12 protein-coding genes are annotated in these 15,417 nt (G+C 60.5%); 4 read left to right on the forward strand and 8 right to left on the reverse strand.

The genetic code is table 11. The features are described 5' to 3' along the window. Positions 1-66: 66 nt before the first annotated feature. From scpA to D6858_RS12630, 3 genes are all read right to left on the reverse strand, one after another. Entirely contained in the window at positions 67-2,232 is a 2,166-nt protein-coding gene (gene scpA, locus D6858_RS12620; protein ID WP_120111085.1) for a methylmalonyl-CoA mutase, read from the reverse strand. 99 nt (positions 2,233-2,331) lie between these two features. After that, positions 2,332-2,781, reverse strand: a complete 450-nt coding sequence (mce, locus tag D6858_RS12625) for a methylmalonyl-CoA epimerase (protein ID WP_120111087.1) — start codon at positions 2,779-2,781, stop codon at positions 2,332-2,334. A 9-nt stretch (positions 2,782-2,790) separates the two neighbouring features. Then, positions 2,791-4,323, reverse strand: coding sequence for an acyl-CoA carboxylase subunit beta (locus tag D6858_RS12630; RefSeq protein ID WP_120111090.1), 1,533 nt, complete (start codon positions 4,321-4,323; stop codon positions 2,791-2,793). 121 nt (positions 4,324-4,444) lie between these two features. On the opposite strand from D6858_RS12630, the gene D6858_RS12635 reads away from it, so the two are divergent. After that, a complete protein-coding gene (locus D6858_RS12635; protein ID WP_120111093.1) occupies positions 4,445-5,848 on the forward strand; it encodes a helix-turn-helix domain-containing protein in 1,404 nt (467 codons plus the stop codon). Here D6858_RS12635 and D6858_RS12640 read toward each other — a convergent pair. The 5 genes from D6858_RS12640 to pgi all read right to left on the reverse strand — a co-directional run bounded on the left by D6858_RS12640 (position 5,845) and on the right by pgi (position 12,729). Further along, complete coding sequence (locus D6858_RS12640) at positions 5,845-6,897, reverse strand: cytochrome c oxidase assembly protein (protein ID WP_240623837.1); 1,053 nt, start codon at positions 6,895-6,897, stop codon at positions 5,845-5,847. The genes D6858_RS12635 and D6858_RS12640 overlap by 4 nt on opposite strands. Positions 6,898-6,981: 84 nt before the next feature. Further along, complete coding sequence (locus D6858_RS12645; protein ID WP_120111097.1) at positions 6,982-8,001, reverse strand: NAD-dependent epimerase/dehydratase family protein; 1,020 nt, start codon at positions 7,999-8,001, stop codon at positions 6,982-6,984. Positions 8,002-8,057: 56 nt separating this feature from the next. After that, the gene (gor, locus tag D6858_RS12650) at positions 8,058-9,404 is read right to left on the reverse strand and encodes a glutathione-disulfide reductase (protein ID WP_120111100.1); all 1,347 of its coding nucleotides are present in this window, start codon (positions 9,402-9,404) and stop codon (positions 8,058-8,060) included. A gap of 79 nt (positions 9,405-9,483) precedes the next feature. Continuing rightward, the gene (locus D6858_RS12655) at positions 9,484-10,908 is read right to left on the reverse strand and encodes a DEAD/DEAH box helicase (protein WP_120111102.1); all 1,425 of its coding nucleotides are present in this window, start codon (positions 10,906-10,908) and stop codon (positions 9,484-9,486) included. A 282-nt stretch (positions 10,909-11,190) separates the two neighbouring features. Continuing rightward, positions 11,191-12,729, reverse strand: a complete 1,539-nt coding sequence (gene pgi, locus D6858_RS12660) for a glucose-6-phosphate isomerase (protein ID WP_120111105.1) — start codon at positions 12,727-12,729, stop codon at positions 11,191-11,193. Between the two features lie 179 nt (positions 12,730-12,908). Between pgi and lepB the strand changes: the two genes are divergently transcribed. Genes lepB through era form a run of 3 tightly spaced genes read left to right on the forward strand, consistent with a single transcriptional unit; the run spans position 12,909 to position 15,390 of the window. Continuing rightward, positions 12,909-13,781: a signal peptidase I gene (gene lepB, locus D6858_RS12665; protein ID WP_120111109.1), complete on the forward strand. Its 873-nt coding sequence runs from the start codon at positions 12,909-12,911 to the stop codon at positions 13,779-13,781. Beyond that, positions 13,778-14,449, forward strand: coding sequence for a ribonuclease III (rnc, locus tag D6858_RS12670; RefSeq protein WP_240623838.1), 672 nt, complete (start codon positions 13,778-13,780; stop codon positions 14,447-14,449). The genes lepB and rnc overlap by 4 nt, the downstream gene beginning before the upstream one ends. Next, positions 14,446-15,390 (forward strand): GTPase Era, encoded by a 945-nt coding sequence (gene era, locus D6858_RS12675; protein WP_120111116.1) that lies wholly within the window; start codon positions 14,446-14,448, stop codon positions 15,388-15,390. The genes rnc and era overlap by 4 nt, the downstream gene beginning before the upstream one ends. Positions 15,391-15,417: the final 27 nt, after the last annotated feature.

Raw genomic sequence — 15,417 nt, forward strand, 5'->3', positions numbered from 1 at the left:
TGATAATTGGCCAAATATCCTCGGCAATCGAGGCTGGCGCCAAATAGTTATTCCCAAGAAACCGGATCACTCCGCCGCCTCATCCAGCTCATCGCCCGCAGGTGGCATATTATGACCCAGCAGGCGCAGCATATCGGCGGCGCATTCGACCACATTGCTGCCCGGCCCATAGATGCCCTGCACCCCGGCTTCACGAAGGAATTCATAATCCTGCGCCGGTATCACGCCACCCGCCACGACCTTGATATCGCTGCGCCCCGCCTCTTTCAGCAGGCCAATCAGTTCGGGGATCAGTGTCTTGTGCCCGGCAGCCAGACTGCTGGCACCGATAGCATCGACATTGTTTTCCAGCGCCATATCGCGGGTTTCCGCCGGGGTCTGGAACAGCGGGCCGGACACGACATCGAACCCCATGTCGGTGAACGCACTGGCAATGACGTTGGCACCGCGATCGTGGCCGTCCTGCCCCATCTTGGCGACCATTACCCTGGGCTTGCGACCAAGGCGGCGTTCCACCGCCTTCACGCCTTCCACCACCTGACCGTAGCGCGTGTCGCCTTCATAGGCGGCGGCATAGACCCCGCGCACTGGCTTCGGCACTGTGTCGTAACGACCGAATACCGCCTCCATCGCGGATGAAATCTCACCCAGTGTAGCATCGTGGCGCGCAGCCTCGACCGCCAGCGCCAGTACATTTCCATCGCCTTTTGCGCCCGCAGTCAGCGCCTGCAGAGCAGCCTGACATGCCGCTTCGTCCCGCTTGGCACGAACCTGTTCGAGGCGGGCAATCTGGCTGGCGCGCACTTTGTGGTTATCGATATCGAGTGTCTCGATCGGGTCTTCTTCCGCCTTGCGGTATTTGTTGACCCCGACGATCACCGTTTCACCGCGATCGATATGCGCCTGCTTTGCCGCAGCCGCTTCTTCGATCTGCGCCTTGGGCTTGCCGGTGGCGACGTAAGCGGTCATCCCGCCTTCCGCATCGACATCGACCAGCAATTTGCGCGCTTCTTCGACCAGCGCGGCCGTCAGGCTTTCGACGTAGTAGCTGCCGCCCAGCGGATCAGCGACGTTGCAGATGCCGCTTTCTTCCTGAATCACCAGCTGCGTATTGCGCGCGATCCGGGCGGAGAAATCGGTCGGCAAGGCAATCGCTTCGTCCAGCGCATTGGTGTGGAGCGATTGCGTGCCGCCGAGCACCGCGGCCATCGCCTCTATCGTCGTCCGAATGACGTTGTTGTACGGGTCCTGCTCCTGCAAACTCACGCCGCTGGTCTGGCAGTGGGTGCGGAGCATCTTGGACTTCTCGTTCTGCGCGCCCAGCCCTTCCATCACTTCGTGCCACAGCGCACGGGCCGCGCGCATCTTGGCTACTTCCATGAAAAAGTTCATGCCAATGCCCCAGAAGAAACTGAGACGCGGTGCGAAGGCATCGAGATCAAGCCCGGCGGCCATCGCGCGCTTGGCGTATTCCTTGCCGTCGGCGATAGTGAAGGCGAGTTCCTGAACCGCTGTCGCCCCGGCTTCGTGCATATGATAGCCGGAGATCGAAATGCTGTTGAATTTCGGCATGTTGGCCGAAGTATATCCGATAATGTCGGAGATAATCCGCATCGATGGTTCGGGCGGGTAGATATAGGTATTGCGAACCATGAACTCTTTGAGAATGTCGTTCTGGATCGTGCCCGATAGCTTGTCCTGCGATACGCCCTGCCGCTCCGCCGCGACGATGTAAAACGCCATCACGGGGATCACAGCACCGTTCATCGTCATGGAAACGCTCATCTGGTCGAGCGGAATCTGATCGAACAGAATTTCCATGTCGCGCACAGTGTCGATCGCGACGCCTGCCTTACCGACATCGCCCACTACGCGCGGATGATCGCTGTCGTAACCGCGGTGCGTCGCCAGATCGAATGCGACCGACAGCCCTTTCTGCCCCATCGCCAGATTGCGGCGGTAGAACGCATTCGATTCCTCCGCAGTCGAGAACCCGGCATACTGACGAATAGTCCACGGACGGCCGGTGTACATGCTGGCATAGGGCCCGCGCGTGAACGGGGCGATGCCCGGCACGCCAGGATCGATCCCTTGCGTATCTTCGCTGGTATAGAGCGGCTTGACCGCCACCCCTTCGGGCGTGTGCCAGGTGAGATCGCGGCCTTTCACTTCCTTGTCCGCCAACGGCTTCCAATCGGCGTAAGTCGGGCCAGAGCTTTGCTTGTCGGTCATCGTGTCCTCTATCCCTCTCCCTGAATGGGAGAGGATGCGCTGTTATCGAAAGGCGGTGCGCCACCTTCGCCCCTTCCCTGCGTGGAATGGGTCATTTGATCAGTTCGACCAGTGTGCGCCCTCTTTCGGCGTTTCCATGATTTCGGTCAGCATCCCCAGCATATCCTTGGGATGGACGAAGAAGATCGGAGTGCCATGCGCGCCGATCCGCGTGGGACCAAGGATGCGTTTGCCCATCCCCTCGAACTCGGCACGAGCGGCCTCGATATCGGGCACTTCAAAACAAACATGGTGCTGGCCGCCAAGCGGGTTCTTGGCGATGAAATTCGCCACCGGGCTGGCGTCGCTGAGAGGGGCGAGCAGTTCGACCTGCGTACCCTCTGTCCCTTCATAGCCGGGGGTGTTGACGAAGCAGACCTTCACCCCCTGCTCCTCCATATCGAAGGGCTCGGTAACGACTTCCGCGCCCATCACATCGCGATAATGCACGATAGCAGCGTCGAGATCGGGCACCGCGTAGCCGAGGTGGTTCATACGTCCGAGTTTCATTTCATCACCTCACAACGGAATATTGTCATGCTTCTTCCACGGGTTCTCCAACTGCTTCCCGCGCAATTTGCGTAGGCCCAGGGCAATCCGGCGGCGGGTGGAGTGTGGGTGGATCACTTCATCGATATATCCGCGCTGGGCGGCGATGAACGGGTTGGCGAAGCGGTCTTCGTATTCCTTGGTCCGCTCAGCGATCTTGTCGGGGTCGCCCATGTCTTGCCGGAAGATGATCTCCACCGCGCCTTTCGCGCCCATCACCGCGATTTCGGCTGTCGGCCATGCGTAATTGAGGTCGCCGCGCAAATGCTTGGAGGCCATCACGTCATACGCGCCACCATAAGCCTTGCGAGTGATGACGGTGATCTTGGGCACGGTCGCTTCGGCATAGGCGAACAACAGCTTGGCACCATGCTTGATGATCCCGTTATGCTCCTGCGCGGTGCCGGGCAGGAAGCCGGGCACATCGACGAAGGTCAGAATCGGAATATCGAACGCATCGCAAAACCGCACGAACCGCGCGGCCTTCTTCGATGAATTGATATCGAGCACCCCGGCCAGCACCATCGGCTGATTGGCGACGACACCTACCGTGCGCCCCTCAACGCGCCCGAATCCGCACAGGATATTGCCGGCATGACCCGGCTGAATTTCGAAGAAGTCGCCTTCGTCCAGCGTTTTACGGATCACTTCGTGCATATCGTAGGGCTGATTGGCATTCGCCGGGATCAGCGTGTCGAGGCTATCCTCCTGCCGATCCCACGGATCGTTGGTCGGCCGTTCGGGCACTGCCTCACGGTTGGAAAGCGGCAGGTAATCGAAGAAGTTGCGCGTCGCCAGCAGGGTTTCGATATCGTTTTCGAAGCTGTTGTCCGCCACGCTGGTCTTGGTGGTATGCGTCTTCGCACCGCCCAGCTCTTCCTGCGTCACGACTTCATTGGTCACCGTTTTGACCACGTCCGGCCCGGTAACGAACATATAGCTGCTGTCTTCCACCATGAAGATGAAGTCAGTCATCGCCGGGGAATAGACCGCCCCGCCGGCACACGGCCCCATGATGAGGCTGATCTGCGGGACAACGCCGCTGGCCAGCACGTTGCGCTGAAACACTTCGGCATAGCCACCCAGACTGGCGACGCCTTCCTGAATGCGCGCACCCCCGCTGTCGTTCAGGCCGATGACGGGGGCGCCGACTTTCATCGCGGTATCCATCACCTTGCAGATTTTTTCCGCATGGCGTTTCGACAGCGAGCCACCGAACACTGTGAAATCCTGGCTGAATACATAGACGAGGCGACCATTGATCGTGCCGCTGCCGGTAACGACACCGTCACCCTGAATCTGCTGTTCCGCCATCCCGAAATCGATGCAGTCGTGAACGACATAAGTATCGAGTTCTTCAAAGCTCCCTTCGTCGAGCAGGATATCGAGCCGTTCACGCGCGGTAAGCTTGCCCTTGGCATGTTGCGCGTCGATCCGTTTCTGCCCACCGCCCAGATGAGCGGCTTCGCGGCGACGTTCCATTTCGGCGATATTGGCGGACATGGTCTCTCCAAAAAACTACGAGTGTTCGCCATGCCTCCCCGACAGGTATGTGTCCAATGCGAAGTTGCAAAGTTGCAAAGTTAAACTTTGCAAACTATTCGTTCCGTCTTCTGGAGGGGTTATGTCTGCACGCCGTATCTTTGCCGGGGCAGCTCTGCGCGAATTGCGGCGCGTTTCTGCCTTTCGCCAAGGCGGAATGGCTGAAAGACTGGGGATCAGCGCCAGTTATCTCTCGCAACTCGAAAACGACGACCGCCCGCTTACTCCGCGCCTGCTCGCCCGGCTGGCGAGCGAATTTCCGCTCGACTGGAGCGAACCTGCCAGCGATGCGCGCGGCACTCTGGCGGCAGCTCTGGGTGAAGCAACTGCCGATCCGCTGTTCGACGAACCACTGCCCGCCGAAACCCTGATCCGTATTGCCGAGCAGCAGCCGGCCCTCGCCCAGCGATTCGTCGCTCTGCACGATGCGTATCGGCGCACGGGGCAACGGCTGGAAATGATTGACGAAGCGCTAACCAACGATCAGGGTGCCACTCGCCTGCCGTGGGAAGAAGTGCGTGACTGGTTCCATTTCGCTAACAACTACATCGATCCGGTGGACCGGGCGGCAGAGGCGCTGGCGGCACAACTGGCGCGCGGTACCCATTCCCCGGGGATCGACGCGATCGAAGATCACTTGCGCGGCGCGCTGTCTGTTTCGCTGCTCTATGCTCACAACCGGGGTTTGCGCGAATTCGATGACTCGATGCGTCATTTGGTGATCGATCCCGGCCTTCCCGTTGAAAGCCGCCGGTTTCAGCTTGCCCATCAGCTCGCTTCGCTCGCCTTGAGAGACGAAATCGCGGCCGTGGTGGAAACCGCCCATCTCCGCACTGCCGCCGCACGGCAATTGCTGTTCGTGGGGCTGAGCAATTATGCAGCGGGCGCTTTGCTGATGCCATACGAGCGGTTTCGCCACGATGCCCGCGCCTTGCGACACGATATCGACCGGTTGGCTCAACAGTTTGGCACCAGTTTCGAACAGACCTGCCATCGGCTGTCCACTTTGCAACGCGATGGGGCACGTGGTGTGCCGTTTTTCTTCTGCCGGGTCGATATGGCGGGCAATATCACCAAACGACACAGCGCCACCCGGCTGCAATTCGCCCGCTTCGGCGGGGCCTGCCCGCTGTGGATCGTGCACGAGGCCGTGGCGATCCCCGACCGGATACTGGTGCAGCTTGCCGAAACGCCCGATGGCCTGCGCTATATCTCCATGGCGAAGGGGCTGGTGAAGCCATCTGGCCGGTTCGATCGTATCCCGCGCCGCTATGCCGTGGCGCTCGGCTGCGAAACCGAACATGCGCACGAATTCATTTATGCCGATGGGCTCGATCTGGCGTCCGATCAGGCAGCAACCCGCATCGGGGCATCGTGCCGCATCTGCCCGCGCGACGATTGCGATCAGCGCGCTTTCCCGCCCAGCGACCGCCCTATAGCAGTCGATCCCGACCGGCGCGGCATAGTGCCTTACCGGATCGGTTAGCCGGGGATCGTGCCTGCCATGCCAAAATCGCGCTGCTGCGAATGTGGGTGATCGATAACCGCCACAACCCCCACCGCCAGCAACAGCATCAGCACGGAGAACAACGCCAGCCCCAGCGCGAGTGCGCCGTTGCTCGTCTTCGCCACGGCTCCGCCGCGCCCGGTGCGCTCACGCCGATCGGCAATGCGGGTTTCCTCACTCGCCCAGCGATGGATCACGATCAATGCGGACACCGCAAACATCATCGTGCCGGGGATCCACATGATAAGCCCGCCGGTCTGTTCGTCACTGAGCATCGAAACGTGCCACATATGGCCGAGTTCGAGATAGGCGGAGTAGAGCGGCATCCCTTTGAAAGTGAGGATCGAACCGAGGATAATATTCCCCAGCGCCGCAACCACGACCATCGAAATCCGCATTCCCAACCCCGCGCCATGCGGCGCCGGGCGACGATCGAATACCACCGAGAAGAACAGCAAACCGGTGACCAGCAGGCTGACGTGCCACAGGTAATGGACCGGCTTGTCGAGGATCGCCATGTCGTGAAACGCCGGGTACATCCAGAAATAGCTGGCTGCCAGAAACAGCGTCGTGGCAACTGGCGGGAAACGCAGCGTATCGACGATGCCGCGCAGCCAGCCGCGCCCTGCGAAGAACCGCGATACACCCGGCGGCAAGCCACGCACGAATGCCGCCTGCGGACGCGAAAGGAACAGCAGCATCGGCGCAATCGTCCGCAACAGCATATGTTCGACCTGATGGACCGCGAAAATATGGTCTGCCAATTCCTCCACCGGAGAAACGAGCGCGATGAACAACGCCAGCAGACCGCCGAAAAATGCCGCGATGCGCCATTTCTCGTGCACAAGCCCGTGCCGACTTCCGCGCCAGTACACCAATCCCGCCAACACCAGCCCGATGATAATCTCCGGCGAAATCTGCCACATGGTCCACGGTGAGGTGTTTTCGGCCACCACATCGCCATGAGCGAAGGCAGGTGCCGACCATGCAGCAAGCAGAGCGAGCGAGAATACGGTCCGAATTTTCACATCGCCCTGCTGCGCCTGTGCCGTTCACAACACAACCGATACCCCAAACGGCTCACCGCCTGACGAAAACGTCCTGCCGAGCGGTCAGTTCTTCACGATACCCTGCGCCGCCAGACTGCGGACAGTATCGGCTATCGATTGTGCTGCCGGGATATATTGCATCCCCAACAGGTCCACCGCATGTTTGCCGGAAACATCGCGCTTTGCCCCCAGCTCGCTCGCCAGTTGCCTGAAATCGGCGCTGAACGGGCGAAGCAGCTTCACCAGCCAGTCGGGCATCCTTCGGGTGGGCAACTTGCCTGCAAATTCGGGGGTTTCCCGGCGGACGATTTCGACCATGTCGGCAAACCACAGGAAGCTTTCCGACGCCGGAAAACGCTCCCCGCGAACTGTGGCAGCGGGAGCCTCCATCGCCAGCACGTGCATCTTCGCTACGTCGCGAACATCGACGATGCTGACCCCTACATTGGGAATCAACGGGACAGACCCGTCAACCAGACGTTTGAGTATCTCGACCGAAGTGGAAAGATCGTCGCTCGCCACGGGGCCCATCACGACCACAGGGTTGATCGAACAAAACGTGAAATCCGGCTTATGCACCGCCACCCAATCGCGCGCAGCCCGTTCGGCAACGGTCTTGGATTCGATATATGGTGGAACTCCCGCAGTCAGATCGGTCCAGTCGGTATGGTCGAACCGGTCCTTGCCCGGCTGACCATAGGCGATAGCTGCGGCAGAGCTGGTCTGCACAAACCGGTCGATCCCCGCATCCACCGCAAACCGCAGTGCCCGCAAAGTGCCCTCACGCGCAGGTATCACCAGTTCGTCGGCATGTTTGGGCACACTCAGCGGAAACGGAGATGCCACGTGCGCAACCGCGTCGCATCCGGCATTGGCTTCCGCCCAGCCATCATCAGACATCAGATCGGCCTGAAACACAGACAAACGGTCGCCCGCGTCAGGCCAGCGCGCGCGCAGACGGGGCTCGCTTTTGGCCACATTGCGAACCGTCGTGTGCACGCGCCAGCCTGCATCCAGCAACTGAGCGATCACCTCACCGCCGATATAGCCGGTTCCTCCGGTCACTAGTGCGGTTCGAGTCATTTCGGTATTTCCTTTACTTCGTATCGATCCCAATTTTGTTCGACCGAAGCGGCATGCTATTTCAGTAGCACAAGCTCCTCCGCCATCGTCGGGTGGATGGCCACTGTGGCGTCGAAATCGGCTTTCGTCAGTCCAGCTTTCACTGCGACAGCAGCCGCCTGCATGATCTCTGCTGCGTCGGGCCCGATCATGTGAATCCCCAAAATTTTGCCCGAGTTTTCTTCGCACACCATCTTGTAAAGCGATCGCTCGTCGCGCCCGGCGAGCACGTTTTTCATCGGGCGAAAATCGCTTTCGTACACTTTCACCGAACCGTATTGGGTACGCGCTTCTTTCTCCGTCAGCCCCACACCGGCCAGCGGCGGATGACTGAATACCGCACTGGGCACGCAGTTATGATCGACCGCCGTTGGCGCTCCGCCGAACACGGTATCGGCAAATGCCTGCCCTTCGCGGATCGCCACCGGAGTCAATTGCACCCGGTTGGTGACATCGCCCACGGCATAAATATGATCGACGTTGGTTTTGCTGAAGCGATCGACGACGATTTCGCCAGCATCGCCCAATTCGACACCGGCAACGTCCAGCCCCAACCCCTCTGTATTGGGGACGCGGCCAGTGGCATACATCACGCAATCGGTTTCGATATCCTCATGATTTGTCATCGAAACGACCAGACAGTCGCCTTTCTTCTCAATGCCTTTGAATTCGGCATTGAAACGGAAATCGATCCCTTTGAGCATGGAGATATGCAGCAGCCGTTCGCGCAGACTTTCATCATATTGGCGCAGCATCTGATCGGAGCGGGTCATGATCGTCACCTTCACCCCGAATTCGTTGAAAATGCCTGCGAATTCGTTGGCGATATAACCACCGCCAGCGATCAGGATACGCTCGGGCAGTTTATCGAGGTGGAACGCTTCGTTACTTGTGATGCCCAGTTCGTTGCCTGCACAATCGGGCAGATGGGGCCGCGCACCGGTGGCGATCAGGATATATTTCGCAGTTACGGTCCGTCCGCCGGACAGTTCGATTTCGTGCGGCCCGACGAGCGTGGCCCGTTCGAGGATGACTTCGACCCCGTGGTTATCCAGTGTGTTGGTATATAACCCGTTGAGCCGGTCGACATCGTTCAGCACATTGTCGCGCAAGGTCGGCCAGTCGAATTTCGGGTTCTCAATGGTCCACCCAAAGTTCTTCGCATCTTCCAGATCTTCAGCAAAATGCGCGCCGTAGATCAGCATTTTCTTAGGGACGCAGCCACGGATCACACAAGTGCCGCCGACCCGGTGCTCCTCCGCCACTGCGACTTTCGCACCATGACTTGCCGCCACCCGGCTCGCCCGGACACCGCCCGACCCTGCTCCAATAACAAACAGGTCGTAATCGTAAATGTCGGGCATGTGCGTCTCCTTCGATAAGGGGGCGCATATGGTGGGGCCGGTCGGCTAACTCAATGGCCGACCGGCAATGAAGTGCCTATCAACCGTGAGACTGACCGCCGCCCGAACGACGCGAGCCGCCCTGACCACCGCCGCCACTGCGATTGCGCCGACGCCGGTTGCCACCTCCGGGCTTGCCCTGACGAGGTGCCCCCTCGCCACGACCGGCATCGCCACGGCTGCCGTCTTTACGACCACCGCCCTGCCGCTGCCCCGGCTTGCCGCCCAGCGGGCGCGGTTGAACTTTCTTCGAACGACCCTGCTGCGCCTGACCGGGATTACCCTTCGGCTTCACAATCGGTGCGTTTTCGATCACGGCACGGAAATCATCCGGCAATGGCAGACGTTCGAGAGTGACACCGGTCAGCTTCTGAATATCGCGCAGATATGCCCGTTCGTCATCGCTACACAGTGTCAGCGCAATACCATCGGCCCCGGCGCGCGCGGTGCGACCGATGCGGTGGACATATTGTTCCGACACGTTGGGCAGTTCGTAGTTGATGACATGGCTCACGCCGGGGATATCGATCCCGCGCGCGGCGATATCGGTGGCGACCAGCACAGGCACTTTACCCGAACGGAACAGCGACAATGCACGCTCACGCTGCGGCTGGCTCTTGTTACCGTGGATCGCGTTCGCTTCGATGCCTTCCTGCGCCAGCTTCTTTACGACGCGGTCGGCGCCATGCTTGGTGCGGGTGAACACCAGCACGCGGTCCATATTCTCGCACTGGTGATAACGGCCCTGCAGCATAATGTTGAGCAGCGCCTGCTTCTCATCCTGATTGACGCGGGTTACGAACTGTTCGACCCGTTCGGCAGTGGTCGACTGCGGGGCGACCGAAACGTGTTCCGGTTCATGCAGATAGCGGCCCGCCAGATCGCGGATCGATTGCGGCATCGTAGCTGAGAACAGCAGCGTCTGGCGTTTGGCCGGCAGCAACGCGACGATCTTCTTCAGCGCATGGATGAAGCCCAGATCGAGCATCTGGTCGGCTTCGTCGAGCACGAGGATTTCCACTCCGTCGAGCCGGAATGCCTTCTGGTCGATCAGATCGAGCAAGCGGCCCGGTGTCGCCACCAGAATGTCGGTGCCGCGATGCAGCTTGTTACGGTCCTTGCCAACCGACGTACCGCCAACGATGCACTGCACGCGCAGGCCGGTGAAGCCGCCGTAATCGAGTGCGGATTTGGCAATCTGCCCGGCCAGTTCGCGGGTCGGGGCCAGCACCAGCATACGGCACGATTTGAACGGCGTCTGCTTGTCGGCATCGCGCAGGTTGTCGATGCTGGGCAGCATGAAAGCGGCGGTCTTGCCGGTGCCGGTCTGCGCGATGCCGAACAAGTCGCGCCCTTTCCGCACCAGCGGAATGGCCTGCGCCTGAATCGGAGTCGGCGTGGTATAATTCTGTTCGTCCAGCGCCTGAAGGACGGGCTGCGACAGCCCGAGTTCTTCGAATGTCATTGTGTGTTTACTCGCACATATATGCGGCGACGCGCAGACCCATTGCGGGTGCGCGGAGCAGCGGGTGGTGGAACCGGGAAGGTTCCGTCAACGACCCGCGTGAAATGGGTAGTCAGTCAATTGGAACCGAAGCACTGCCGGGGCGGATACCGCCTGTTCACGCTGCAAGGCGCTTCGATGAGTGGCATGTGGTGCAGTGCAGCACAAAAGTCAATCGAATTAGTATATCGGAGCGCTGCGCCTCAACTAACCGCACCGCCCGCTAACCGGTGTACAGACGCGTCAGTTCAACCCCGCCGCTGCCAGCAATGCCTTTGTACTGGCGTCGAAATTGCCGCCGCCCGCTTCGATATCCTTGGCCATTTTCTTGCCCAGTTCGACCCCGAACTGATCGAACGGGTTGATCCCCATCAGCACGGCGTTGGCGAATGTGCGGTGTTCGTGGAATGCGATCAGCGCGCCGAGCGTGGCAGCGTCGAGATCGTCGCACAGGATCGTTGCACTGGGGCGATTGCCGGGGAAGGCGCGCGCCGGGTCTTTGCCGTCCGCCGCCATATTGCCGCCCGCCATCAGCGCGGCCCCTTGCGCGAAGCAATTGGTCAGCAAGATCGAATGATGTGCCGGATCGAGCTGATCGCCCGGCGCGATGCTGGCGATAAAGTCGATCGGCACAGTCACAGTGCCCTGATGCAGCAACTGGAACACCGCGTGCTGAGCATCGGTGCCCACCCCGCCCCACGTAATCGGCGCGGTGGGGCCGGACACCGGCTTACCGTCCGCCGTCACGCGCTTGCCATTCGATTCCATTTCAAGCTGCTGGAGATAGTCGGGAAACAGCGCCAGACGCTCGTCATAGGCAAACACAGCGCGCGTCTGGCAACCGAGCACGCGGGTATAAAACTGATCCGCAAATGCCGCGCGCAGGCACAGGTTTGCGCGCCCGTCTGTATCGCGGAAATGTTCATCCACCGCCTGAGCACCCGCCAGCATCGCTTCGAAATCATCCCAACCCACGCCAAGCGCGACCGGGAAGCCGATGCTGGACCAGAGCGAATATCGCCCTCCCACGCTTTCGGGGAACGGCAGCACGCGGGTTTCGTCGACGCCCCATTCCACCGCCTTTTCCGGCGAGGCGGTCAGCGCAATGACCCGGCCCGATGGATCGTCCACGCCATTGTCGCGCAGCCATTTCAGTGCGCTTTCGGCATTGGTCATCGTTTCGATAGTCGTGAAGGTCTTGCTGGCGACGGCGATCAGCGTGGTCGCCGGATCGCAGGCAGCAAAGGCATCTTCCAGCGCAACGCCATCGATATTCGACACCACATGAACATCGACCAGCGACAGATCGCGCGACAGCGCTGAGATCGCCAGCTTCGGCCCCAGTGCCGAACCACCGATGCCGATATGAATCAGGTGGTTGATTTCACCCAGCGCGCCGCCGTGGATCGCCTCCACCAGCATCTGCATCCGCGCATGAAGCGCCGCCGCCTCTTCCACCGAAGCGTCCGAACCGATGCCGCGCTGCGCGGTATGTTCGGCGGCACGCCCTTCGGTCACATTCACCCGCTCCCCTTCGAGCAGCGCGGCGCGCTTATCCGTGAAACCGCACGCATCCGCCAGTTTTTCGAACGCGGACAGCAGCGTGTCATCCAGATGGGTTTTCGACCAGTCGAGCAGCATTCCGCCAGCTAACTCATCTTCACCCCATTCGATCCGGGCCGAAAGACGCGCAACCCGATCCGCATCGGCGGCGAACAAACCCTCCAGCGTGGGGCGCGGAGTGTTTTCGATCGCTGTCCAGATGGCGGCGGAGTCGGTCACGTGAAAATTCCTTTCCTGTTTCGCATGGTCACGACTAGGGACTGCCGCGATGTTTGCAAGCGCGTGCGCCCTCGACTACCCCGGCAATACGAATGCAGCGGTGGTAAGGTGCGCTGCAGTGGCAATCGTTAGTACAGATTTTCAGGACGATTATTCATGAACTGCATCGCGGCCGCCGTATGACCGACCAAACCGCCACTTCTCCCAGCACTTCGCCCAGCAACGAAGCTGCCGCGCAGGTTACACAGAGTCAGTCTGACAACAAGCAGGAGCCGGAGAAGGAAACCATCGGTTCATTCCTGTGGTTTGTGTTCAAGCTGGCGATAATCGTACTGGCGTTCCGCAGCTTCGTATTCTCGCCGTTTTCGATCCCCAGTGAATCGATGCTTCCCGGCTTATGGAAAGGCGATTACCTGATCGCTGCCAAGTGGCCCTATGGCTATTCACGCTATTCGCTCCCGCTCGACGCCCCGCTGATCCCCGGTCGGATTTTCGCGGGGCAGCCCGAACGCGGGGATGTGGTGATCTTCAAGCATCCGATCGACAAGGTCGACTATATCAAACGTGTGATCGGTCTGCCCGGCGACACCGTGGCGATGCGTGGCGGCCAGGTCATTCTCAACGGTAAACCTGTGCAGCGGGTGCGGGAAAACGATTTCGCCATTCCGCTATCGGATAATACAAGCTGCGCGTGGGGCGGGCAAACCGTGCCTTCGGGCGAAGGCGAAGCCTGCGTCTATACCCAATACCGCGAAACGCTGCCCGGCGGGCGCAGTTATGACACGCTCGATTTCGGGCAAACCCCGCAAGACGATTTCGGGCCAGTCACCGTTCCGGCAGGGCACATATTCGTGATGGGAGATAACCGTGACAACTCGGAAGACAGCCGGTTCGCGGCGCGCTCCGGCGGCGGAGTCGGCATGGTGCCGCAGGAAATGCTGGTCGGCCGTGCCACAGTGATGATGTGGTCGACTGACGGTTCCGCCCAATGGCTGTTGCCGTGGACGTGGTTTACCGCTGCGCGCTGGGATCGCATCGGAGATACGATGTGAGCGATCACTGGCCGCAAACCCGCGTCTGGCTCGAACAGATCGGTTTTTCCATCAAGAGCGAGGATATCTGGCTGGAGGCGCTGACTCACGGCAGCCTGAACGTGCGCCCCAATTACGAACGGCTCGAATTTCTCGGCGATCGGGTACTGGGGCTATCGATGGCGGAGTGGCTGTTTGAACACAGCGACGGCAACGAAGGGCAACTGGCCCAACGCTTCAATGCGTTGGTCAGCCGCGACACTTGCGCCCGTATTGCTCGGGAGATCGGCGTGCCCCAACACGTGCGTCTGGGTAAACAGGCCCGCGACGACGGCGCGCATGAAAGCGACAATGTACTGTGCGATGTGATGGAATCGCTGCTTGGCGCCAATCATCGCGAAGCCGGTTTCGAGGCCTCCCGCCAGCTCGTGCGGAAACTGTGGAAAGCGTCGGTCGATGGTGCCAGCGGCCGCGCGAAACATCCCAAGTCGGCCTTGCAGGAATGGGCAGCGGGCAACCGCCGCAAACCACCAACTTATGAACTGGTCGATCGGTCCGGCCCCGACCATCGGGCAAAATTCACCGTTCGCGTGACCGTGGGCGGCGTTGGCAGTGCAGAAGCCACCGCCACCAGCAAACAGGATGCGGAAACATCCGCCGCACAGGCCTTTATGGAGCAATTCGGATGAGTGACGCCCCCCTTCCCTCCACCCAAACCAACGGCAACACCCGGTGCGGCCTGGTTGCCGTGATCGGCGCGCCCAACGCGGGCAAATCCACGCTGGTCAACGCGCTGGTAGGGCAGAAGGTCGCTATCGTTTCGGCCAAGGCACAAACCACCCGCGCGCGAATGCTGGGCATTGCACTGGCCGATGCCCCCGATGGCGCACCCACGCAGATGATTCTGGTCGATACCCCCGGCATTTTCGCGCCTAAACGGCGGCTCGACCGGGCGATGGTCAGTGCTGCATGGGAAGGTGCAGAGGCTGCCGATGCCGTGTTGCTGGTGGTCGATCCGGTCAAACAGCGGCGCCACGAACTGGAGCCGCTGCTGGAGGCGCTCGCCAACCGGCCCGAACGCAAGATCCTCGTGCTCAATAAAGTCGATGCAGCGAAGAAAGAACCGCTGCTGGCGCTGGCTCAGGACCTGACAGCAAAGGTCGATTTCGCGGAAGTGTTCTTCGTCTCCGCCCTCACCGGCGATGGCGTGGCGGACATGAAAGCCGCCCTCGCCACGGCGATGCCCGCGGGGCCCTGGCATTACCCGGAAGATCAGGTGTCCGACGCCAGCGAACGATTGCTGGCCACGGAAATCACCCGTGAACAGCTCTACCGCCAGTTGCATGAAGAGCTGCCGTACGACAGCGCTGTGCGCCCCGAAAGCTATGCCCAGCGCAAGGATGGCAGCGTGGAAATCCATCAGCAGATTATCGTCACCCGCGACAATCAGCGCGCAATCGTGCTTGGCAAGGGCGGATCGAAGATCAAAGCCATCGGCGAGGCTGCGCGCAAGGAATTGAGCGAAGTTCTGGGCCAGAAAGTGCACCTGTTCCTCCATGTAAAAGTGGAAGAAAACTGGGCCGAAAGCCGTGAGATTTACGAAGAGATCGGGCTGGATTGGGTGCGCTGAAACACTGTGCCGCAAGTGATCGCTTAC

It is taken from the genome of Tsuneonella suprasediminis (genome assembly GCF_003605755.1).
In the GTDB taxonomy this organism is placed as follows: domain Bacteria; phylum Pseudomonadota; class Alphaproteobacteria; order Sphingomonadales; family Sphingomonadaceae; genus Tsuneonella; species Tsuneonella suprasediminis.

Excerpts from the sequence above, each read along its gene's own strand:
- gor (WP_120111100.1), bottom strand. The coding sequence starts at position 9,404 with ATGCCCGACATTTACGATTACGACCTGTTTGTTATTGGAGCAGGGTCG.
- D6858_RS12655 (WP_120111102.1), bottom strand. The coding sequence starts at position 10,908 with ATGACATTCGAAGAACTCGGGCTGTCGCAGCCCGTCCTTCAGGCGCTG.
- D6858_RS12635 (WP_120111093.1), top strand. The coding sequence starts at position 4,445 with ATGTCTGCACGCCGTATCTTTGCCGGGGCAGCTCTGCGCGAATTGCGG.
- scpA (WP_120111085.1), bottom strand. The coding sequence starts at position 2,232 with ATGACCGACAAGCAAAGCTCTGGCCCGACTTACGCCGATTGGAAGCCG.
- D6858_RS12630 (WP_120111090.1), bottom strand. The coding sequence starts at position 4,323 with ATGTCCGCCAATATCGCCGAAATGGAACGTCGCCGCGAAGCCGCTCAT.
- lepB (WP_120111109.1), top strand. The coding sequence starts at position 12,909 with ATGACCGACCAAACCGCCACTTCTCCCAGCACTTCGCCCAGCAACGAA.
- era (WP_120111116.1), top strand. The coding sequence starts at position 14,446 with ATGAGTGACGCCCCCCTTCCCTCCACCCAAACCAACGGCAACACCCGG.
- mce (WP_120111087.1), bottom strand. The coding sequence starts at position 2,781 with ATGAAACTCGGACGTATGAACCACCTCGGCTACGCGGTGCCCGATCTC.
- D6858_RS12645 (WP_120111097.1), bottom strand. The coding sequence starts at position 8,001 with ATGACTCGAACCGCACTAGTGACCGGAGGAACCGGCTATATCGGCGGT.